The sequence below is a fragment of the Streptomyces sp. NPDC012935 genome (genome assembly GCF_042900345.1).
GTDB lineage: Bacteria > Actinomycetota > Actinomycetes > Streptomycetales > Streptomycetaceae > Streptomyces.
On record NZ_JBIBBC010000016.1, the window covers coordinates 148,593 to 170,252 of the forward strand.

The window sequence follows — 21,660 nt, forward strand, 5'->3', positions numbered from 1 at the left end:
TTCGGAACCGGGCCCCGGATTACGCTTTTCCGCCGCGAGATACGTCACGGCCCGGGCGCGCACATTTTCGTTACGCCGCCCCACCCTCTCCAGCCTCCTCTTCAGGGGTGCCGCTTCACAGGCGTCCCCCGCTGATCTGTCCCCTGAAGAAGGCCACCCCCATGACCAGACACACCGACGAACCCCGCAAGGGCCTGCACCGGCTCCGTCGGCCCCGCCGGACGCTGACGATCGCCCTGACCGCCTCGGCGCTGGTGGCCGGTGTCGCGACCTTGCTCCCCAACTCCGCCGGGGCCGCGAGCCTGGAGGCCGAGGCGTCCTCGTCGGGCCGGTACTTCGGCACCGCGATCGCCGCAGGGCGGCTGGGCGACTCGACGTACACGTCGATCGCCGACCGGGAGTTCAACATGGTCACCCCGGAGAACGAGATGAAGTGGGACGCCGTCGAGCCGTCCCGCGGGAACTTCCAGTTCGCGGCCGCCGACAAGATCGTCAACCGGGCCCTGGCGCGCGGCCAGCGGCTGCGCGGCCACACCACGGTGTGGCACTCGCAGCTGCCGGACTGGGTGAAGGCGATCAACGACCCGAGCAGCCTGCGCAGCGTCACCAACAACCACATCAAGACCACGATGGGCCGCTACAAGGGCAAGATCTACGCCTGGGACGTCGTCAACGAGGCCTTCCAGGACGGCGGCAGCGGCGCCCTGCGCGACTCGGTGTTCAAGAAGGTCCTCGGCAGCGGCTTCATCGAGGAGGCGTTCCGCACCGCCCGCGCGGCCGACCCGGCCGCGAAGCTCTGCTACAACGACTACAACATCGAGGACTGGTCGGCCGCCAAGACCCAGGGCGTGTACCGCCTGGTCAAGGACTTCAAGGCGCGCGGTGTCCCCCTCGACTGCGTCGGCTTCCAGAGCCACTTCGGGGCGGGCGGCCCGCCGGCCAGTTTCAAGAAGACCCTCGACAGCTTCGCCGCTCTCGGCGTCGACGTACAGATCACCGAACTGGACATCGCCCAGGCGTCCCCCACGCACTACGCGAGCGCGGTCAACGCCTGTCTCGGCGTGAAGCGTTGCACCGGCATCACGGTGTGGGGCGTCCGTGACAGCGACTCGTGGCGCGCGGACGAGAAGCCGCTGCTCTTTGACGCGGCCGGCAAGGCGAAGCCCGCGTACGACGCTGTCAAGAAGGCGTTCGGCGCCGGGTCGGGTACGACCCCGGCCGACCAGGGCGACGGCACCGGCCAGATCAAGGGCGTGGCCTCCGGCCGTTGCATCGACGTCCCGGGCTCCTCGACGACCAACGGCACGCAGGTACAGCTGAGGGACTGCGACGGGCAGTCCAACCAGGGCTGGACGTACACCGCTGCCAAGCAGCTGAAGGTGTTCGGCAACAAGTGCCTGGACGCGAAGGCGAAGGGCACGACGAACGGCACCGAGGTGGTCATCTGGGACTGCAACACCGGCACGAACCAGCAGTGGAACATCAACTCCAACGGCTCGATCAGCGGAGTGCAGTCCGGCAAGTGCCTCGACGCGGTCGGCGCAGGCACCGCCGACGGCACCAAGATCCAGCTGTACACCTGCGCCGGCGTCGACAACCAGAAGTGGTCCGCCCCCTCCGGATCGGCCGGTGGCACGTGCGCGCTGCCGTCCACGTACAAGTGGAGCTCGACCGGCGCCCTCGCGCAGCCCGCGAACGGCTGGGTCTCGCTGAAGGACTTCACCCACGTCACGTACAACGGCAAGCACCTCGTCTACGGGTCGCTGTCGACGGGCACCTCGTACGGCTCGATGGGGTTCGCCCCGTTCACCGACTGGTCCGGCATGGGGACGGCCCCGCAGACGAAGATGAGCCAGAACGCGGTCGCGCCCACCCTCTTCTACTTCGCGCCGAAGAAGATCTGGGTGCTGACGTACCAGTGGGGGGCCTCGCCCTTCAGCTACCGCACCTCCGCCGACCCGACCGATCCCAACGGCTGGTCCGCGCCGCAGCCCCTGTTCACCGGCAGCCTGCCGGACTCCGGGACCGGTCCGATCGATCAGACGCTGATCGGCGACGACCAGAACATGTACCTCTTCTTCGCCGGTGACAACGGCAAGATCTACCGGGCGTCCATGCCGATCGGGAACTTCCCCGGCACCTTCGGCTCGTCGTACACGACGGTGATGAGCGACACGGTCAAGAACCTCTTCGAGGCACCGCAGGTCTACAAGGTCCAGGGCCAGAACCAGTACCTGATGATCGTCGAGGCGCGGGGCGCCAACGAGAACCGCTACTTCCGCTCCTTCACGGCGACCAGCCTGAACGGTACGTGGACCCCGCAGGCCGCCACCGAGTCCAACCCCTTCGCGGGCAAGGCCAACAGCGGTGCGACCTGGACCAACGACATCAGCCACGGTGACCTGATCCGCTCCAACCCGGACCAGACCATGACCGTCGACCCGTGCAATCTGCAGCTGCTCTACCAGGGCAAGTCCCCGAATTCGGACGCCCCTTACGACGCGCTGCCGTACCGGCCGGGCGTTCTGACCCTGCAGCGCTGAGCCGTTCCACAGACAGCTATTCGCAAGGAGCACAGCCCCCATGAACACCTCTTCCCCCACCCGCACGGGTTCCGGTCGGCGCGGTCTGCACCGTCGCCGCCGGGGCGCCATCGCCCTGCTGCTCGCGGTGCCCGCCGCGGCCGTGCCGTACCTGCTCCTCACGCAGGACGACTCCCAGGCCGCGAAGGCCAAGACGTCCGCGGCGGCACCGTACAAGTGGAAGAACGCGCCGGTCGTCGGCGGCGGTTATGTCTCGGGCCTCGTCTTCAACCAGCGTGAGCGGGGTCTGCTGTACGCCCGCACCGACATGGGCGGCGCGTACCGCTGGGACGCCGGCGCCGAGAAGTGGATCCCGCTGACCGACTGGCTCGGCGAGAAGGACTGGAACCTGCTCGGTATCGACTCCCTCGCCACCGACCCCGTCGACCCCAACCGGCTCTACCTCGGCGCGGGCACGTACACCAACGACTGGGCGGGCAACGGCGCGATCCTCCGCTCCACCGACCGCGGCCGCACCTTCAAGCGCACCGAACTGCCGTTCAAGCTCGGCGGCAACGAGGACGGCCGCGGGGCCGGCGAACGCCTCGTCGTCGACCCGTCGGACAACTCCAAGCTGCTCCTCGGCTCCCGCAAGAACGGGCTGTGGCGGTCCACCGACCACGGTGCGACCTGGCGTCAGGTCGAGTCCTTCCCGGTCAAGGACGGGGCGGGCAGCGGTGCCGGCATCTCGTTCGTCACGTACGGGCCGAAGGGCAGCGGCACCGTGTACGCCGGTGTCGCCGACAAGTCCACATCCCTTTACCGGTCGACCGACGGCGGTGCCACCTGGCAGGCGGTCGCCGGGCAGCCGACCGGCCAGCTGCCGCAGCACGGTGTCGTCACGGGCAACGGCACGCTGTACGTGACGTACACCGACAACCTCGGGCCCAACGGCGTCACCGGCGGCTCGGTCCGGAAGTACACGCCGAACGGCGGGGGTTGGAAGGACGTGTCCCCCTCGCAGGGCTCGTACGGCTTCTCGGGGCTCGCGGTCGACCCGCGCAAGCCGTCCACGGTGATGGTCACGACGCTGGACCGCTGGTACCCCGAGGACGAGATCTACCGCACCACGGACGGCGGTTCGACCTGGAAGGCCCTTGCCGGCAAGTCCGTACGGGACGCCTCCGGCGCGCCGTACGTCGGCACCCACACCGGTCACTGGATGACGGCCCTCGCGATCGACCCGTTCGACTCCGGGCACGTGCTGTACGGCACCGGCAACGGGATCTGGCGGAGCGAGGACGCCGACGCCGGGACGAGCCATTGGACCGTAGGGGCCAGGGGACTTGAGGAGACGGCGATCCTCGATGCCATCGCTCCGCCCGGCGGCGCGACCGTCCTGACAGCCATGGGTGACCAGGGCGGATTCCGCCACACCAGCCTGACGCGGGTGCCGTCCGGGCGAATGAAGAACCCGCTGATGAGTAACAGCACGGACATCGACTACGCCGCGTCGAAGCCGTCGGTGATGGCGCGGGTCGGTACGGGCGGTGCGCAGGACGGCGCCTACTCCACCGACGGCGGTGTCACCTGGCGGGGCTTCGCCGCCGAACCGGTGGCCGGCGCCCACAGCGGCCGTATCGCCCTCGCGGCGGACGGCTCCACGCTGGTGTGGACCCAGTCCGGGCAGTCCCCGTACCGCTCGACGGACAAGGGAGCGACGTGGAGGCAGGTGCGGGGGCTCGGCACGGGGGCAGAGGTCGTCGCCGACCGCTCCTCCGCCCGCACCTTCTACTCCCTGACCGGCGGCACCGTCTACGCCAGCACCGACGGCGGCGCGACCTTCACCGCCCGCGCGACCGGCCTGCCCGCCGACGGCCGCCTCAAGGCCCTCCCGGGCCGGGCCGGCGACCTGTGGATCACGGGCGGCGGCAAGGGCCTGTTCCACTCCACGGACGGTGGCCGCAAGTTCACCCGGCTCACCTCGGTGACGTCCGCCTCGGCGGTCGGCTTCGGCAAGGCCGCGCCGCGCGCCTCGTACCAGACGCTGTACCTGATCGGCACGGTCAAGGACGTCACCGGCGTCTTCCGCTCCACCGACAAGGGCGCCACCTGGACCCGCGTCAACGACAAGGCCCACCAGTGGGGCGCCATCGGAAGCCAGGGCGTCATCACGGGCGACCCCGACACCTACGGCCGCGTCTACATCGGCACCAACGGCCGCGGCCTCCAGTACGGCGACCCGTCCTGATCCCCGTGCATCACCCGTGACAGCGGGCCGCCCTCCTGGCCGAGGCGACATCACGGTCAGGAGGGTGGCCCGCGGCGTAACCGACCCGTCGTGCTGCGCGGGCGGGCGGGGAGGAGGCGAGGAACCGGGCGAGGCTGATCAGGCCGGCGGTGGCGCTGCGCCGGGCCGCGATCCCGGCGAGGCGGCCCATGCCGGCGGCGGCACCGTGCGTGCACCCGTCGTCCTGCACGACGGGCCCACCTTGGTGGCGATCACCAGGTCGGAGCGGTACGGGGTCAGGGTCTCGCGGATCAGCGCGTCCGCACCTGCTCCGTCAGATCACCGTCGCCGCCAGGGCCGGGCGGCACACCGGTGGCCACCTTGCGGGCCCCACCCTGCTCGGCCCCGTCGTTACCCGGCGTACGTATCCAGACTTTCGCCAGTCGGCGTGTGTGACGCTCTGCGAAGCGCTGCCATGGCGCTTGCCCTGCGCTTGTGTTGGCTTCGGCAGACGGATGTGACGGTATGAGCGTCGAGGAACTCCTGACCGAACTCCGCGCGGCGGGTGTCGAACTCTATGAGGAGGGCGCACGGCTCGGCTACCGCGCCCCCAAGGGAGCGCTCACCGCCGAGCGGCTCGACCGGTTGCGCGAGGCCAAGGACGCCGTGCTCGCCCGGCTGCGCGGGCAGGAGTACGGTGCCGTGCTCGCCCCCGATCCGGACGGACGGCACGAGGACTTCCCCCTCACCGACGTGCAGTCGGCCTATCTCATGGGCCGCACCGACGCCTTCGACTACGGAGGGGTCGCCTGCCACGGGTACCTGGAGTTCGCACTGCCGCCGTGGGACGCCGACCGGGTCGAGGACGCCTGGAACACGCTGATTCACCGTCACGACATGCTCCGGGGGGTCGTCTTCCCCGAAGGACATCAGCGCATCCTGCCCGAGGTGCCCCGCTACCGGATCGAACGCGAAGATCTGCGGAAAGCCGGACCACAGCGCCGGGCGCGGGTCCTGGAACGGATCCGTGGCGAGATGTCGCACCAAGTCCGCCCGACCGACCGCTGGCCGCTCTTCGAGGTGCGCGCTACCAGAACCGACGATGCCCTCCTCCTGCACCTGGCTGTCGACCTGCTGATCTGCGACTACAGCAGCGTCCGGATCCTCCTCGGGCAGTTGCACGAGCTGTGCACGGGAGCGGACCAGTCCTGGCCAGGCCCGTCCGAGGCGTCGTTCCGGGACTACGTCCTCGCCGTACGGCGTGCCCGGGAAGGAGCTCGGTACCAGCGCGACCAGGCCTACTGGTGGTCGCGCATCGACGCCCTGCCGCCCGCCCCCGACCTGCCCCTGCGCACCGACTCCCTGACGGCACCGCCGAGATTCACGCGCCACGCGCTGCGCCTGACGTCTTCGGAGTGGACGGCCCTGGGCCGGCACGCCACCGACGCCGGGGCCACGGCCTCCGCGACGCTGCTGCAGGCCTACGCGGAGGCCGTGGGCCGCTGGAGCCGCGATCCCCGGTTCACTCTGAGTCTCACGGTGCAGAGCCGGCTGCCGCTCCACCCGGACGTGACACGGACGGTCGGCGATTTCAGCTCCGTGACCGTCCTGGAGGTCGACCTCACCGAGGGCACCACGTTGCGCGAGCGGATCCGCGGCAGCCAGGCACAGCTCTGGGAGGATCTCGACCACCGGACATGCACCGGCATCGAGGTCCTGCGGGAGCTGGCGCGGCGGCGCGGACGCCGGGCGGCCCTGACCCCGGTGACCTTCACCAGCACCGTCGGCGGCACGGTGTCCACCGAGACCCCGCTGATGCCCGGGGCACGGCTGGTGCACGGGATCACCCAGACTCCGCAGGTCTGGCTGGACTGTCAGGTCATGGAGGACGGCGACGCGCTGCTCGTCCACTGGGATGTCAGGGACGGCGTGTTCCCCGACGGGGTGGCCGAGGACATGTTCGGTGCCTTTGGGGAGCTGGTGCGCGGCCTCGCCGCGGGAGAACTCTGGGACGAGCGGGACCCGCTGGCACTGCCTGCGCGCCAGGCCGAGCGGCTGCGCCGTGTCAACGACACCGTGGCACCACTGCCGGACGGCCCGCTGCACGCCGGGGTCGTGGCCCAGGCGGAGCTCGCCCCGAACCGCCCCGCCGTGATCACTCCCGGCCGCACTCTGGACTACGGCGAACTCCTCGGCGCCGGCCGGGCGGTGGCCCGAGCACTCGTGTCCGCCGGCCTCACCCCGGGCGAGCACGTCGGCATCGTCATGGACAAGGGCTGGGAGCAGATCGCCGGCGTCCTCGGCGTCCTCCTGGCCGGCGGGGTCTACCTGCCGGTGGACACCACGCAGCCCCCGCTGCGCCGCGACATCATGCTCCGGGACGCCGGTGTGCGCCACGTGCTGACCCAGTCCTGGCTCGACGCCCGCGCCCAGTTGCCGCCAGACATACGGACGGTGGAGGTCGACACGCTGAAACCCGGCGCGTCACCCGTCACGCTGCCCGAGACCGACCCCGCGGCACCGGCCTACGTGATCTACACCTCGGGATCCACCGGCATCCCCAAGGGCGTGGTGATCAGCCATGCCGCCGCACGCAACACCGTGGACGACATCACGGCCCGCTTCGGCGTGGGACCGCAGGACCGGGTACTCGGGCTCGCCCAGCTGGGATTCGACCTGTCCGTGTACGACATCTTCGGCCCGCTGGCTGTCGGCGGCGCCCTCGTGCTGCCCGAGGCCGAGCGCCGGGGGGACCCGGCGCACTGGGCAGCGCTGGTGGCGGCGCACGGCGTCACCCTGTGGAACTCGGTGCCCGCGCAGCTGCAGATGCTGGAGGAGTACCTCCGTGCCGCCCCGGCTGCGGACCCCCTGGGGCTGCGGCTCGCCCTGCTGTCCGGTGACTGGGTTCCGGTCACCCTGCCGGACGCTGCCCGGCGCCGCATTCCCGGGCTGCGCGTGGTGAGTCTCGGCGGGGCCACCGAGGCCGCGATCTGGTCGATCCACCATCCCGTCGAAGAGGTCGATCCAGCCCTGCGCAGCATCCCCTACGGCCGCCCGCTGGCCAACCAGAGCTTCCGTGTCCTGGACGAGCGGATGCGCGACTGCCCTGAACACGTCATCGGCGAGCTGTACATCGGCGGGGCGGGCCTCGCCCTCGGCTATCTCGGCGACCCCGAGCGCACCGCGGAACGGTTCGTGCACCACCCGCACACCGGCGAACGGCTCTATCGCACCGGGGACCTTGGCCGGCGTATGACCGACGGCGAGATCGAGTTCCTCGGCCGGCTGGACCGGCAGGTCAAACTGAACGGCCACCGAGTGGAACTGGCCGAGGTCGAGACAGCCCTGCAGACCCACCCCGCGGTCGAGGCCGCCGCCGTGGTGACCCACGGTGCGGCTCTCGCGCGGCGGCTGGTCGGCTTCGTCGAACCCACCCGCGCCCCGCGGCCCGCCCTCCCGGCCGCACCGCGGGAACGGGCGGCGCACCAGGCGGCGGAGGCAGTCCGCGGCACCGCACTCGACCTCGTACCCGAAGCGGTCGAACTCCTCGACCGTTCGGCCCTCCAGGCGATGTCCCGCCTCCTCACGGACAGTGGGCTGTTCACCCGCCCCGGTGCGGCGCACCCGGTCGAGGAGATCGTCATCGCCCTGCGCGCGGCCCCCCAGTACGAAGGGCTGGTAGGGCGTTGGCTGCGGGCCCTGGAGCGTGCCGGCCGCATCACCCGGGACCCCGTGACCGGGGCGTACCGGGACCTGGTCCGGGTCACGGGGGCCGAGCGGGAGGCCGTCCGCGAGCGGCTCGACGCACTGGAGCCGCGCGTGCGCTGGGGCGCCGGGCTGCTCCGCTTCCACCGGGACTGCGAGGACCGGCTGGCCGCCCTGCTCAGCGCCGAGACGGACGTAAAGAACCTGCTCTTCCCAAACGGCCGGTTCGAAACCGCGTACGCCGCCTACCGTGACAGCCTGATCAGCCGGTACAACAACGCAGCGGTCGCCGGCGCGGTCGGCTCGATCACCCGGGACCGGCAGGGGGCGGGCCCGGTACGGCTGCTGGAGGTCGGGGCCGGTACGGGGGCGACCACGGCGGCTGTGCTGCCCGCGCTGGCGGGCCTCGACGCCGACTATCTCTTCACCGACGTCTCCCACTTCTTCCTCGAAGCCGCCGCGCGCTCCTTCGAGGGCGACCCCCGGGTGCGCCGGGCCCTGTTCGACCTGAACGCCGACTACCGTGCCCAGGGGCTGCGCCCGAACACGTTCGACGTCGTCGTCATGGCGAACGTGCTGCACGACGCCGCGCACGTGGGCGAGGCCTTGCGGCGCGTTCGCGAACTGCTCGCCCCCGGAGGGTGGTTGGTCGTGATCGAGGCGACCCGTGAGTCGCCCTCGGTGATGGCCTCGATGGAGTTCAACGCCGGGCTGAGCGGATTCCGGGACGAGCGCGCCGACAGTGGGCAGACCTTCTTCGGCCGTGACGAGTGGTTGGGCCTGCTGCGCGCGGCGGGCGGCGAGGTCGCCTTCTGCCTCCCCGAGGAGGACGAACCGCTCTCCCGGGTCGGCCAGCACACGATCGCCGCCCGGTTCAAGGCCGACCGGATGCCGCTCGACCCGCAGGAGTTGGGCCGGCACATGGCCGAGCGCCTGCCCTCGTATATGATTCCCGCCGAACTGCAGATCGTGGACCGGCTGCCACTGACCGGCAACGGTAAGACCGACCGCGCCCGGCTCGAGCGCTGGACGGAGGTCGCGGCCCAGGAGCGGGCGTCCGTCGGGGCGGAGGCACCTACGGGCGTCCTCGAAGAGGCACTTGCCGCCCTGTGGTCGGAGATCCTTCCCGTCACCGCGGTGGGCCGCCACGACAGCTTCTTCGAGCTCGGCGGCGACTCCCTGCTGGCGGCGCAGCTGGTCGGCCGGATGCGGGAACGCCTCGAACGGGCAGACCGGCTCGACTGGGACACCCTGCTGCGCCTGGTCATGAACCGGCCCACGATCGCGGAACTCGCCGCGCGGCTGGAGGTTCTGCACGCCAGGGCCGGACAGGAGGGAGGCGCCGGCCCCACCGCCTCGCCCGTGGTCAGGATCGACGGGCGCCCCCGGACCTCGGCCGTGCCCACCTGGGTGGTGGTGCACGACGGCACCGGCACCCTGGTGCCCTACCGTCCGCTGATCGAGGCACTGTCCGGTACGGCCCCGGTACTGGGCCTCGTGCTCGACGACCTGGACTCCTATCTCACCGCCGAACCGCGTGGGTTGGTCGGCCGGATGGCCGCCCAGTACGCCGAGGCGCTGCTCGCCGAGGGCGTCGACCGGTTCAGCCTGGTCGGCTACTGCATGGGCGGGGTGCTCGTCCCCGAGCTGGCCACACACCTGATCCGGGCCGGCGCGGAGGTTGCCGACGTGTCCGTGATCAGCAGCTACCGCGTGCCCTACCTGGTCGAGGACGACCTGTTGGCCGAGTACGTCTTCGCCCGGCTGATGCGCTGCGACACCACCGCGCTCGGCTACCCCGAGGACCCCCGCGCGATGGCGGAGCTGATCGCGTCCGTGTCGGCCCGGTACGGCGACCGGCTTCCGCAGGGCAGCCTCGCGGGACAGCACGACGGGCCGCTCAGCGATGCCGCGGCCGCGGCGCTGCCGGCGCTGCGCGCACTGGCGGGCCGGTCGCAGCAGGAGCGTCTGAACACGGTCGCGGAGCAGATGCCGCAGGAGGACGCCCAGCTCAGGTCCCCCGAACGGCTCGCGCGGCAGTACCGCACGGTCAAGCACAGTCTGGCCGTGGTGGGCCGGCACCGCCCGACGCGCTACGACGGTCCGCTCACTCTGGTCCGGCAGGTGGGCGAGGCGGAGGTCTTCCCCGACATGCACCGCGGCATGACGGAGTACTGGCGGCAGGTCTGCGGGGGCGAGTTCCGCGTCGTCGACGTGCCCGGCGACCACTTCGAGTGCATGCGGCCCCCTCACGTCGAGGCCGTGGCCAGGGCACTGGGCGCGGTCTCGGCCGGTCCCGAGGCGGTCGACGCGGCGGAGGGACCTGGGCGATGACCGGTTTTGAGCCCTTGGTCGGCATCATCGGTGGCTATGGAGCGGTCGGCACCGCCGCCGCTCGCTGCCTGTATGCCGCGGGCGGGGTGCGGTTGCGTATCGGCGGGCGCGACGCGGACGCGGCGGCACGCCTCGCGGGCACCCTCGGTGAGGGCGTCGAGGCGATGGCGGTCGATGTCGCCGACGACCGGAGCACGGCGGCGTTCGGCCGCGGCTGCCACGCCCTGCTCAACTGCTCGGGCCCGGCCTGGCTGACCCTCGACCGCGCGCTGCTCGCCGCATGCTCGGCGGGCGTGGCGTACGCCGATGTCATGGACGACGACCGCACCGGCACCTCCTTGACCGGAACCGCCGTACTGGGCGCCGGCCTGTCCCCGGGACTGACCGCGATGCTGCCCGGCCTGCTGGCGGAAGGGCTGGCCCGGCCGCTGCGCTTCTCGGGCTGCTACGCGGGGCTGGAGCCGTTCACCCGTACCGGTGCACTCGACTACGTACTGAGCCTGACGCGCGATCACGGCGCGGCGCTGGCGGAGTGGCGCGGCGGGCAGGTCGTGCGCGGTGCCCTGGAGCCCTCGGCCGGACATCGGATTCCGGGGCTGCCGCGTCCGGTCACGGCGTATCCGTACCTGCCGCAGGAGCTCGTACGGCAGGCCGCGGCCCTCTCACTCGTCCGGCTCCGCTGGTACAACGCCTTCGACGGCACCACCCTGCTGGACGCGCTCGGCCGGGTCAGGGGCCTGCTGTCCCCGGACGGTGACCTCGACGAGGCGGCCGCGCGGGTCGTCCGGGCGAGCGCCCTGGACGCGGCCGGTCGCAGCCCGTACCACCTGCTGTGGGGACGGCTGGAGGGACACGACACCGAGGGCCGGCTGGTGCGCCGGTCCATCCTGATCCGCGGCACCGACGGCTCGGCGCTGACCGGCTGTGTGGGAGCGCTGGTGGTCCGCGAACTCGCGCACGGGCGGGTGCCCCAGGGCCTGCACCGCGCGGCCGGTGTCCTGGCGCCCGCGTCGGTGCTGTCCTGGCTGCGCGCGCACCTGCCCGCCACCGGTGTGGCGGTGACGGAGGAAGCGGCGGACGATGATGCGGCGTGGGATGTCCTGGACTGCGCCGGTGGGCAGGGCGCCGTGGTGGAAGGCACGTTGTGAGACGGTGGGCCGGCCGGCTGGGCACGCGGCCGGAACGGGCCGTGGCGCCCGTGTCGGTGCTGTCCTGGCTGCGTGCGCACCTGCCCGCCACCGGTGTGGCGGTGATGGAGGAAGCGGCGGACGATGATGCGGCGTGGGACGTCCTGGACTGCGCCGGTGCGCAGGATGCCGTGGTGGAAGGCACGTTGTGAGACGCGGGGCCGGGCCGGCTGGGCACGCGGCCGGAACGGGCCCGGTGCCGAGGCGCCCTGCGCTGCCGGCGGGGTCACAGCGGGTCGCGGCACAGCTCCTGGTCCGCCGGGGCCACGTCGACGCCGAGGGCGCGCAGCCGGGCCAGCTGGGTGCGGACGGCCTCGGCACCCTCCGCCGGGTCAGTGTGGTCGACCGGCGCCATGGCCAGTCGCTCCACGGCCTTCTCCACGGCGATATTGGTCTTCCGGTCCTGCCGGGGCATGAGCCAGTGCTGGTAGTCGTGCTGCCAGAGCTTCAGGACGGCCCGGTCGTTCGAGCGGCGCACCCGGTCGAGCGTCTCCTTGTAGAGACGGGCCGCCTCGTCGCTGTCCATCCCGATGTGCGACCAGCGCGAATAGGGGTCGTTGGGATCGTCGGCCTCGATCTTGAGCTCGTCCTTGTCCTGCCACAGAGGCATGGTTTCGTCGGTGACCGAAAACCGTGCCATGGAGAAGTGGCCGGTGTAATCGCCGACAAGGTAGTCCTGGGTGTCGCGGTACATGTCGGGCGTCTCGCCGGGGTAGCCCACGATGAACAGGCCGTAGCAGTTCAGCCGGCTGTCGCGGAGCAGGTCGTGGGCCCGCAGGTTCTGCTTGACCGTGACCCGCTTGCTCATCAGCTTGAGTGTCTCGTCGTTCATCGACTCGAAACCGATGTGCAGCTGGTAGCAGCGGGCCGCCTCCAGCCCCTCGACGACGGCGGCGGAATTGATGGTGTTGGCCCGGCTGAATCCCTCCCAGGCGGGAATCCCGGAATCCGGGAGAATTTCCAGCAGGCGGCGGAACCGTGTCGGTGGGATGGTGAACGTCGAATCCATGGCGTACATGACCTCCGCGCCGTTGTTCTCGGCGTAGGAGATCCAGTCGTCACGGATTTTCTCCGCGGACTTGAACCGCCATTTCGGGGAGGCCGCGGGGAAGGAGCAGAACTTGCAGTCGAACGGACAGCCGCGCATGGACTCGTAAGGGATGATCCCGGCATGCCCGGAGATCGTGGGGGAGGGGTGTGCGTCGATGTCGATGTATTCGACCGGGTTGACGCGGATGCGGTCGCCGTCCCGCCACACGAGGTTGGGTACCGCCTCCAGGCCCCCGCCCCGAGCCAGGGCGTCCAGGGTCATCGGCAGGGCGAGCTCGCCGTCGCCGCGCACCACCGCGGTGACCTCCGGATGGTCCCGCAGGGTCCGCATGAACTTGAGGTTGGTGAACTGGCCGCCGGCCACGATACCGACGCCCGGAAGGTTCTCCGCGACCCATTGGACGACGCGGGCGAGGATTGGCTGGTTCCATATGTACGTCGTCGACAGCAGCACGAAGTCGAAGTCACCGGGCGGCGGACTCGCCTGTCCGGACCAGATGTCCTCCGTGCTCATCCACGCGTAGTCGTGACCGCTTTTCTGGAGCACGGAATGGAGCGTGACCGTGGTCAGGTGCGGGCCCGCCGCGGGACGGGGCCGCAGGAGAGCGTAACGGCTCCCGGACTCCTGGAAGAAGAGACGGTCGAGGCGCAGATCCGGAGAACCGGACCTCCGCAGTGTCTCGCGGGCGAGATCGGTCGTCGTCCGTGCGAAGAGCGACCCCTCGAGATAGGGGGAGTTGAGATTGGCCGGGCCGAGACCGCTCAGTAATAGGAACCGCATGATGCCCTTCCTCGTCCGGTTTCCGGCGGGCCGCGCCGGGCGCCCGCATACAGGGTCGCGGATGCCCACTGGACGAAGTCTTCATGGTGTCTGGAAGACGCTGTGCGGCCACTCCGGTTTCCGGTAGGAAGGGTGAGGAATGCGTCTTGCCCGTCAATTGCTGTGCGTGCAAAGGTAATGGCCGCCGGAAAAGACGGGTCCGACCGGGGAGGGACCGCCGAATGTCCACGGAAGAGCAGCCGGAGCCCGAGCGGCCCCGCGCGCAGGGCGACGGCGCGGGTCCGCCGTCGTCCCGGAGCCAACTCCCCCGATTACTCCGCCCCTATCGCTCCCGACTGGTCACCGTGGTCGTCCTGCAGGCGCTCAGTGCCCTGGCTGGGCTGGCGCCGCTCATCGCGGTCGTGGAGCTGGGGCGCACCCTGATGGAGCCCGGCCCGGCGGACGGCACCGACGTGTGGACCACCGTGGCGGTCGGCGCGGCCGGCCTTTTCCTGCGAGTGCTGATGGCCACCGGCTCCGGCGGCCTCGCCCACCTCGTGGACGGCGAGGTCCAGCTGTCCCTGCGCCGGTCACTCGCCGCGCGGCTCGGTGCGGTGCCGCTGGGCCGGCTGTCGGAGCGGAGCTCCGGCGAGATCGGCCACGTCGTGCAGAACGACGTCGACCAACTGCACCACCTCTTCGCGCACACCCCCGGTGAGGCCACCTCGGCCCTCGTCGTGCCGGCGGCCTCACTGGCGTATCTCACCTGGGTCGACTGGCGGATGGCGCTCGTCGCGCTGCTGCCCGTCGCCCTCGGGCTGGTGCTGCACCGCCGGCTGATGACGGCCCAGCGCAAGCAGGACGGACGGGCCATGCAGGTGGCGATGGGGCGGATCGGCGCGGCGGCGGTCGAGTTCGTCCAGGGCATCGCCGTCGTCAAGGCCTTCGGCGGCACCGGCCGCGCCCACCGGCGCTACCGCCGTGCCGCCGACGACTTCGCCGACTTCTTCCTGGGATACGTCTCGAGCGGTGCGACTCTCGCCTCGATCGCCTCGCTCGTGCTGTCCCCGCCGTTCGTCCTCCTCGTGGTCCTCACGGGCGGCACCGCGCTGCTGGCCCTGGACACCCTCGCCCCGCCCGACCTGCTGCCCTTCCTGCTGTTCTCCGTCGCGCTGACCGCACCCGTGGCCGCGCTCGGCCACGGCATGGACAACGTGCGCGCCGCGCAAGCAGCGGCCGAGCGCATCTCCGGCTGCCTCGAGGAGCCCGTCCTGCCCGAACCGACCCGGCCCGCCGCCCCGGAAGGAACACGCGTCGAGTTCCAGCACGTCCGCTTCGCCTACGAACCCGGACACGAGGTGCTGCGCGGCATCGACCTCGTACTGGAGCCGGGCACCACCACGGCCCTGGTGGGTTCCTCCGGCGCGGGCAAGTCGACGCTGGCCCAGCTCCTGCCCAGGTTCTACGACCCCGACGGGGGCGCCGTCCTGCTCGGCGGCGTGGACCTGCGCGAGATTCCCGCCGCGCAGCTCTACCGGCACGTGTCCTTCGTCTTCCAGGACGTACGGCTGCTGCGGGCGAGCATCGCCGAGAACATCGCGCTCGCCGTGCCGGACGTCGACCGCGAGGCCGTCGTCGCCGCCGCCCGCAGCGCACGGATCCACGACCGCATCGAGGCACTGCCCCGCGGCTACGATTCCGTGATCGGGCAGGACGCGGGCTTCTCCGGCGGCGAGGCACAACGCCTGTCCATCGCCCGTGCCCTGCTCGTCGACGCCCCCGTGCTCGTCCTCGACGAGGCGCTCTCCTTCGCGGACGCCAGGACCGAGGCCGAGATCAGGAAGGCACTCGGGGCACTGATGCGGGGGCGCACCCAACTGGTGATCGCCCACCGGCTGGAGACCGTGGTCCGCGCCGACCGGATCGTCGTGATGGAGGACGGCCGTATCACGGAGAGCGGCACCTACCACGAACTGCTCGCCCACGACGGTGCGTTCGCGGCCCTGAGCCGCACTCTGCGTCCCGACGCGGCGCGCGACAGTGATGCCACCGGATCACGGGGAGGACTCCTGCGATGATCCCTCTGCTGTTCCGCGTTCTCGGTGAGGAGCGCTCCGGCCCCCTGCGCCGGACCGTCGCCCTGATGGTGACCCACTCCGCGGCCGAGGGCATGTCGTACGCCCTTCTGGTCCCGCTGCTGCGCGCGCTGCTGGGCGACGACGCCGCAGCGGCCTGGCCCTGGCTGGCGGCCTTCGCGGGCGCGGTCGCCGTCACCTCCGTGCTCGGCCATCTCAGCTCGGTGTCCGGCTTCCGCTGCGGCGGAGAGCTCTCCCGCATCCTCCACCACCGGCTGGGCGACCAGCTCGCACGTCTTCCGCTCGGCTGGTTCGTCCCCGGGCGGATCGGCGACGTCTCCGGCCTCACCGGCCGAGGCGTGCTGGGCGTGATGAGCATCCCGGCACACCGGCTGCAGCCGCTGATCGGAGCCTGTGTCACTCCGACGGTCGTCGTGCTCGTGATGTTCCTCTTCGACTGGCGGATCGCAGTCGCGGCCCTGGTCGCCGTGCCCGTCGTGGCCGCCGTGTACCGCTGGACCGGCAGGGCAGCCACAGCGCAGGACGCCGAGCGTGCCCGGCGCGCCGACGACGCCTCCGACCGCGTCGTCGAGTACATCAGGGCACAGCCTGTACTGCGCGCGGGTAACCGCTCCGGCGAGCGCTTCCGGCTGCTGGACGACGCACTGAGGGAACAGTTCCGCAGCGGGCGTCGCGCCTCACTCGCCGGCGTACCGGCCACCCTGGGCATGATGTTCACAGTCCAGGCCGCCTTCACCGCGGTGCTGGCGCTGGCAGCCGACCTCGCGCTGAGCGGGGACATCGCCGCCGCCGACGCGCTGGCACTGCTGGTCCTCGCCGCCCGTTGCGTGGACCCGCTGCTCTCCCTCGCGGACCTGGGCGGGGTGATGCGTGTCTCCCGCGGGGAGCTGGAGCGCATCGACGCCGTGCTGAGCGAGCGGCCGCTGCCGGAGAGCCGGCGGCCGGCCACGCCCGACGGCCACGACGTGGTGTTCGACGGCGTCGTCTTCCGCCGCGACGGCCGGTGTGTCCTGGACGAGGTGGCCCTGGCGGTGCCACAGGGGCACCGCCTGGCCGTGGTCGGCCCGTCCGGCGCGGGCAAGAGCACCCTGCTGCAACTCGTGGCGCGCTTCCACGACGTGGACGGGGGAGCGGTGCGCATCGGTGGCGCGGACGTACGCGAGATGTCCGGCGACGACCTGATGTCCCGGATCTCGATCGTCTTCCAGGACGTCTACCTCTTCGACGCCAGCATCGAGGAGAACGTACGGCTGGCCCGGCCCGACGCGACCGACACGGAACTGGCCGAGGCCGCGCGGGCGGCTCATCTCGACGAGGTCGTCGCGCGGCTCCCGGACGGCTGGCGGACACAGGTCGGCGAGGGCGGTGCCGCTCTGTCCGGCGGTGAGCGCCAGCGGGTGTCCATCGCGCGCGCCCTGCTCAAGGACGCCCCTGTGCTGCTGCTCGACGAGGCCACCTCGGCCCTGGACCCGAACAGCGAGGCCAAGGTCCAGGAGGGCTTGGAGGCGGTGATGCGGGGCCGCACGGTGATCATGGTGGCGCATCGGCTGCACACCGTTCTGAAGAGCGACCGGATCGCCTTCCTGCAGGCGGGCCGGGTGGTGGAGTCCGGCAACCACGAGGAACTGCTCGAACGACGCGGCCCGTACGCGGAGTTCTGGCAGATCGCCGCGTACGACTCCGTGTGAGGCGACGCAATTTCCGTCACTGCGGAGGGGGCAGGGATGACAGAACAGAGCACATGGAGTCGGCAACGGCTCCGGGACGAGGTCTCGGCCATCCTGGACGCCGAGTTGACACCGGCGGACGACGACGCAGACCTGTTCGCCCTGGGGCTGCAGTCACTGCAGTTGATGCAGTTGGTGAACCAGCTGAACAGGGCCGGGGCCGGGGTGGGTTTCACCCAACTGTCCCAGCAGCCCAGGCTGTCGGCGTGGAGTGCCTTGCTGGGTGCAGGCGCGGCCGACGGCGCCGCCGAGGCGCACGGCACCCGGACCCACGGGTCCGACGTACGCGCCGCCGGGGCCCGCCGCGGTCCGGCGGCCGAAGGTACCGAGCCCGACGGCTCCCGGCCCTTCCCGCTCACCCCGGTGCAACAGGCCTACTGGGTCGGCCGGGCGGACGACCGGCCGCTGGGCGGCGTGGGCTGCCACGCCTATCTCGAAATCGACGCGCGGGACGTGGACACCGACCGGCTGCAGACCGCCTTCCGGGCCCTGCTCGCCCTCCACCCGATGCTGCGAGCCCGCTTCGAGGACGACGGCACGCAGCGGGTGCTGCCCGAATCACCCTGGCCCGGCCTGCGCGTGCACGACCTGCGCAGCGTCCCGGATGCCCGGGCGCGGGCGGGCGCCTTGCGGGACCAGCTCTCGCACCGGCGGCTCGACGTCACGCGCGGCGAGGTCGTCGACGTACGGGTGAGCCTCCTGCCGGACGGCGTGGACCGGCTCCACTTCAACATCGACCTGCTGGTCGCGGACGTGCACAGCATCCGGCTGCTCCTGGCCGACCTGGCCGCGCTCTACGACGACCCAGCCTCCGTCGCAACCCCGGGCTGCACCTTCCCGCGCCACCTCGCCGGGCGCGTGCCGGGCAGGGACGACGCGCGTGACCGGGCCCGCACGTACTGGCGGAGCCGACTGCCCGAACTGCCGGGCGGACCACGGCTGCCGCTGGCCGCCGACCCGGGGGAGATCGGGGTTCCCCGTTTCGTACGGCACACCCGCGGCCTGCCGCCTGACCTCTGGGACACGCTGCGGCGACGCGCGGCCGACCACGGCATCACACCGGCCGTGCTGCTCGCGACCGTATTCGCCGAGGTGCTCTCCCGCTGGAGCGGCGATCAGCACTTCCTGCTCAACCTGCCCCTCTTCGACCGGGACGCCGGCGCGCATCCCGACCTCGGACGGGTCGTCGCCGACTTCACCAGTCTGGTCCTGCTGGAGATCGACATGAGGCGGGCGGAGGGCTTCGCGGAGCGGGCCCGGACGATCCAGGCGCGGCTGCACGAGGACGTCGGCCAAGCCGCCTACACGGGGGTCGATGTGCTGCGCGACCTCCTGCGCACCGACCCCGAGGCACCGCGCACCGCACCCGTGGTCTTCGCCTGCAACCTGGACGCCCCGCTGGTGCCGGACGCCTTCGCGGCCCGTTTCGGCGAGCTGTCCTGGATGGTGTCGCAGACGCCGCAGGTGTGGCTCGACCATCAGGTCTACCGGACCCGGGACGGGGGCGTGCTCCTCGCCTGGGACGCGGTGGAGGAGCTTTTCCCGCCCGGCCTGGTGGACACCATCGCGTCCTCCTGCATCGCCCTGCTGCACCGGCTGGCCCGGGACGACTGGCACAGCAGGGCGGAACTGCCGCTTCCCGAGGACCAGTTGAGGCGGCGGGAGCAGGTGAACTCGGTGCGCCGCGCGCACAGCGGCCGCCTCCTGCACGAGGAGTTCTTCACCCACGCGGAGCGGCGCTCCGCCGACCCGGCCCTTCTGTGGGGCGGCACCGAGAGCCTGAGCCACGGTGAACTGGCCGAGCGGGCCCGCCGGATCGCCACCGCGCTGACCAAGCGCGGGATCGGTCCGGGCCACAGGGTCGCGGTCACCGTGCCCAAGGGGCCGGATCAGGTGGCCGCGGTGCTCGGCGTGCTCGCGGCCGGCGCGGCCTACGTTCCCGTCGGAGCCGACCAGCCCCCGGCCCGGCGGGCCCGCGTCGTGGAGCGCAGCGGCGTACGGCTGATCCTGGACGGCAGGGCTGGCGAGGACGACAAGGAGGTCCTGGCGGGACTTCCGGTGGGGGTGGAGACGCTGCCCGTCGGCCTGGCCCTGGCCGAGGAGCCGTGCACGCAGCCGGTCGGCGTGTCCCCGGATGACGTGGCGTACACCATCTTCACCTCGGGTTCGACGGGCAGGCCCAAGGGAGTGGACATCAGTCACCGGTCTGCGGTCAACACGGTCGAGGACATCCGTGAGAGGTACCGGATCGGGCCCCGCGACCGGGTACTGGCCGTGTCCGCCCTCGACTTCGACCTGTCGGTGTGGGACGTCTTCGGGCTCCTCGGGGCGGGCGGAGCGCTGGTGCTGCCGGATGAGGCGGACCGGCGGGACGCCCGCCGCTGGCTGGAACTGACCGCCCGCCACGGGGTGACGGTGTGGAACTCGGTGCCCGCCCTGATGGACATGCTGATCACCGCCGCCGGGCCGGACCGACTGCCCTCCTCGCTGCGGCTCGCTCTGCTGTCCGGCGACTGGATCCCGGTGGATCTGCCCGAGCGGCTGGCAGGGGCGACGGACGGGCGCTGCCGGCTGATCGCTCTGGGCGGCGCGACCGAGGCCGCCATCTGGTCGAACGCCTATGACGACGGCTCGGTGCCGCCGGGCTGGCGATCCGTTCCCTACGGCAGGCCGCTGGGCAACCAGAGATTCCGGGTCGTGGACAGGGCGGGCCGGGACTGCCCCGACTGGGTGCCGGGCGAACTGTGGATCGGCGGCGCCGGCGTCGCCCTGGGATACCACGCGGATCGGGACCAGACCGCCGAGCGGTTCCCGGTCCTGGGCGGCGAGCGGTGGTATCGCACGGGGGATCTCGGCAGGTACCGGCCGGACGGGAACCTGGAGTTCCTGGGACGCCAGGACCAGCAGGTGAAGATCAATGGCTTCCGCGTCGAACTCGGCGAGATCGAGTCGGTGCTGCGGGAGCATCCGGCGATCGAGCGGGCCGTGGTCAGCCTTGCCGAGGGCAACCGGGACCTCACGGCCGCCATCGTCGTATGCCCCGTCGCGCCCGTGCCCGTGCCCGCGCCCGGCCCCGCCACGGCGGCCGAAACGGCGGGCCCGCCACGGGATCCGGGTACGGCGCTCCTTGGGGAACTGGAGGAACTGGCGGCGACGACCGGAGGACCGCTGCGCGTGGCGGCATGGGGATCCGACGCGGTGGCCGCCCTCGGACCGGCCGAGGGTGCGCTGCTCGACGCGGAGATAACTGCCCTGCGACCGCGCAACGGCCTGCTGGTGCCGGCCGCTTCGGAGGGCGGGCCGGTCTCCGAGCACGCCCCGGCGACCGAGGTGCCGTGCGGTGTTCCCGGCGCACTGCTGCACCGGTTCGACGCCGTGGTGTCGGTCGGCGGCCCGGTCACGCGTGCCGGGGTCCTGGCCTCGGTGCGGCTGCTGAAGCCGGGTGGGCGGCTGGCCTCGATGCTGCCGCGGGAGCAGGCGGGTCACTGGGCGGAGTCGCTGCCCTCATTCGGGTTCACGCGGGTGCGGGTGGCGCACACCGGCGACCGGGCGCTGCTGTCCGCCCGGCTCGACCCACACACCCCGAAGGTGGAGATCGACGCGCTGCGGGGATGGCTCGCGGAACGCTTGCCTGGGCACATGCTTCCCTCCCGCTTCGTGGCCTTCTCCCACTTGCCGTTGACCGCCAACGGCAAGGTCGACCGCGGGTGGATCGGGCGGGCGGTCGCGTCCGGGGCGGGGCAGCCCGCAACGACCGGCGAGGCGCCCCGCGGACCGCTGGAGGAGATGGTGGCCGCCCAGTGGAAGCGGGTGCTCGACCTCACCGCGGTGAGCCGGGACGAGAGCTTCTTCCTCTGCGGCGGTGACAGTCTGCAGGCCACCCGCCTGGTGGCCGCCCTGCACGCGCGGCTCGGCGTGGAGCTGCCGATGCGTGAGGTGCTGCGGGGCCCGACGGTGGCCGGCATGAGTGCGCTCGCCGAGCGGCTCGGCGCCTGCGCCCCCGCCGATTTCGCGGAGGCGGAGGAAGGCGTGCTGTGAGCGCGGCCCGC

At 71.8% G+C, this 21,660-nt stretch carries 10 protein-coding genes; 8 read left to right on the forward strand and 2 right to left on the reverse strand.

Annotation, left to right across the window (positions count from 1 at the left end; all coding sequences use genetic code 11):
• Positions 1 to 161 precede the first annotated feature (161 nt).
• Together ACFY5C_RS31645 and ACFY5C_RS31650 are read left to right on the forward strand one after the other, a co-directional pair.
• On the forward strand, positions 162 to 2,543 hold the full coding sequence (locus tag ACFY5C_RS31645) for a non-reducing end alpha-L-arabinofuranosidase family hydrolase (RefSeq protein WP_389450580.1): 2,382 nt from the start codon (positions 162 to 164) through the stop codon (positions 2,541 to 2,543).
• Between the two features lie 40 nt (positions 2,544 to 2,583).
• The gene (locus ACFY5C_RS31650; protein WP_389450583.1) at positions 2,584 to 4,773 is read left to right on the forward strand and encodes a WD40/YVTN/BNR-like repeat-containing protein; all 2,190 of its coding nucleotides are present in this window, start codon (positions 2,584 to 2,586) and stop codon (positions 4,771 to 4,773) included.
• A 10-nt stretch (positions 4,774 to 4,783) separates the two neighbouring features.
• Here the strand turns inward: ACFY5C_RS31650 and ACFY5C_RS31655 are convergent, their stop codons facing one another.
• Positions 4,784 to 5,002: a hypothetical protein gene (locus tag ACFY5C_RS31655; protein WP_389450586.1), complete on the reverse strand. Its 219-nt coding sequence runs from the start codon at positions 5,000 to 5,002 to the stop codon at positions 4,784 to 4,786.
• Positions 5,003 to 5,277: 275 nt separating this feature from the next.
• Here ACFY5C_RS31655 and ACFY5C_RS31660 point away from each other — a divergent pair, with 275 nt between their 5' ends.
• The 3 genes from ACFY5C_RS31660 to ACFY5C_RS31670 are packed head-to-tail and all read left to right on the forward strand — an operon-like array spanning position 5,278 to position 12,130.
• The gene (locus ACFY5C_RS31660; RefSeq protein ID WP_389450589.1) at positions 5,278 to 10,791 is read left to right on the forward strand and encodes an amino acid adenylation domain-containing protein; all 5,514 of its coding nucleotides are present in this window, start codon (positions 5,278 to 5,280) and stop codon (positions 10,789 to 10,791) included.
• Positions 10,788 to 11,939 (forward strand): hypothetical protein, encoded by a 1,152-nt coding sequence (locus tag ACFY5C_RS31665; RefSeq protein WP_389450592.1) that lies wholly within the window; start codon positions 10,788 to 10,790, stop codon positions 11,937 to 11,939. Before ACFY5C_RS31660 ends, ACFY5C_RS31665 begins: the two co-directional genes overlap by 4 nt.
• Before the next feature lie 50 nt (positions 11,940 to 11,989).
• A complete protein-coding gene (locus ACFY5C_RS31670) occupies positions 11,990 to 12,130 on the forward strand; it encodes a hypothetical protein (protein ID WP_389450595.1) in 141 nt (46 codons plus the stop codon).
• A 74-nt stretch (positions 12,131 to 12,204) separates the two neighbouring features.
• Here ACFY5C_RS31670 and ACFY5C_RS31675 read toward each other — a convergent pair whose 3' ends face one another.
• On the reverse strand, positions 12,205 to 13,809 hold the full coding sequence (locus tag ACFY5C_RS31675; protein ID WP_389450598.1) for a B12-binding domain-containing radical SAM protein: 1,605 nt from the start codon (positions 13,807 to 13,809) through the stop codon (positions 12,205 to 12,207).
• 221 nt (positions 13,810 to 14,030) lie between these two features.
• On the opposite strand from ACFY5C_RS31675, the gene ACFY5C_RS31680 reads away from it, so the two are divergent.
• From ACFY5C_RS31680 to ACFY5C_RS31690, 3 genes are read left to right on the forward strand one after another with little or no spacing between them, the layout of a single operon-like run.
• Positions 14,031 to 15,866, forward strand: coding sequence for an ABC transporter ATP-binding protein (locus ACFY5C_RS31680; protein WP_389450601.1), 1,836 nt, complete (start codon positions 14,031 to 14,033; stop codon positions 15,864 to 15,866).
• Positions 15,863 to 17,572, forward strand: coding sequence for an ABC transporter ATP-binding protein (locus tag ACFY5C_RS31685; RefSeq protein ID WP_389450604.1), 1,710 nt, complete (start codon positions 15,863 to 15,865; stop codon positions 17,570 to 17,572). Before ACFY5C_RS31680 ends, ACFY5C_RS31685 begins: the two co-directional genes overlap by 4 nt.
• Before the next feature lie 36 nt (positions 17,573 to 17,608).
• On the forward strand, positions 17,609 to 21,649 hold the full coding sequence (locus tag ACFY5C_RS31690; RefSeq protein WP_389450607.1) for an amino acid adenylation domain-containing protein: 4,041 nt from the start codon (positions 17,609 to 17,611) through the stop codon (positions 21,647 to 21,649).
• Positions 21,650 to 21,660 lie beyond the last annotated feature (11 nt).

Bases quoted from the DNA above. Each gene is read 5' to 3' on its own strand.
- ACFY5C_RS31645 (WP_389450580.1), top strand. From the start codon at position 162: ATGACCAGACACACCGACGAACCCCGCAAGGGCCTGCACCGGCTCCGT.
- ACFY5C_RS31650 (WP_389450583.1), top strand. From the start codon at position 2,584: ATGAACACCTCTTCCCCCACCCGCACGGGTTCCGGTCGGCGCGGTCTG.
- ACFY5C_RS31660 (WP_389450589.1), top strand. From the start codon at position 5,278: ATGAGCGTCGAGGAACTCCTGACCGAACTCCGCGCGGCGGGTGTCGAA.
- ACFY5C_RS31665 (WP_389450592.1), top strand. From the start codon at position 10,788: ATGACCGGTTTTGAGCCCTTGGTCGGCATCATCGGTGGCTATGGAGCG.
- ACFY5C_RS31675 (WP_389450598.1), bottom strand. From the start codon at position 13,809: ATGCGGTTCCTATTACTGAGCGGTCTCGGCCCGGCCAATCTCAACTCC.
- ACFY5C_RS31680 (WP_389450601.1), top strand. From the start codon at position 14,031: ATGTCCACGGAAGAGCAGCCGGAGCCCGAGCGGCCCCGCGCGCAGGGC.
- ACFY5C_RS31685 (WP_389450604.1), top strand. From the start codon at position 15,863: ATGATCCCTCTGCTGTTCCGCGTTCTCGGTGAGGAGCGCTCCGGCCCC.
- ACFY5C_RS31690 (WP_389450607.1), top strand. From the start codon at position 17,609: ATGACAGAACAGAGCACATGGAGTCGGCAACGGCTCCGGGACGAGGTC.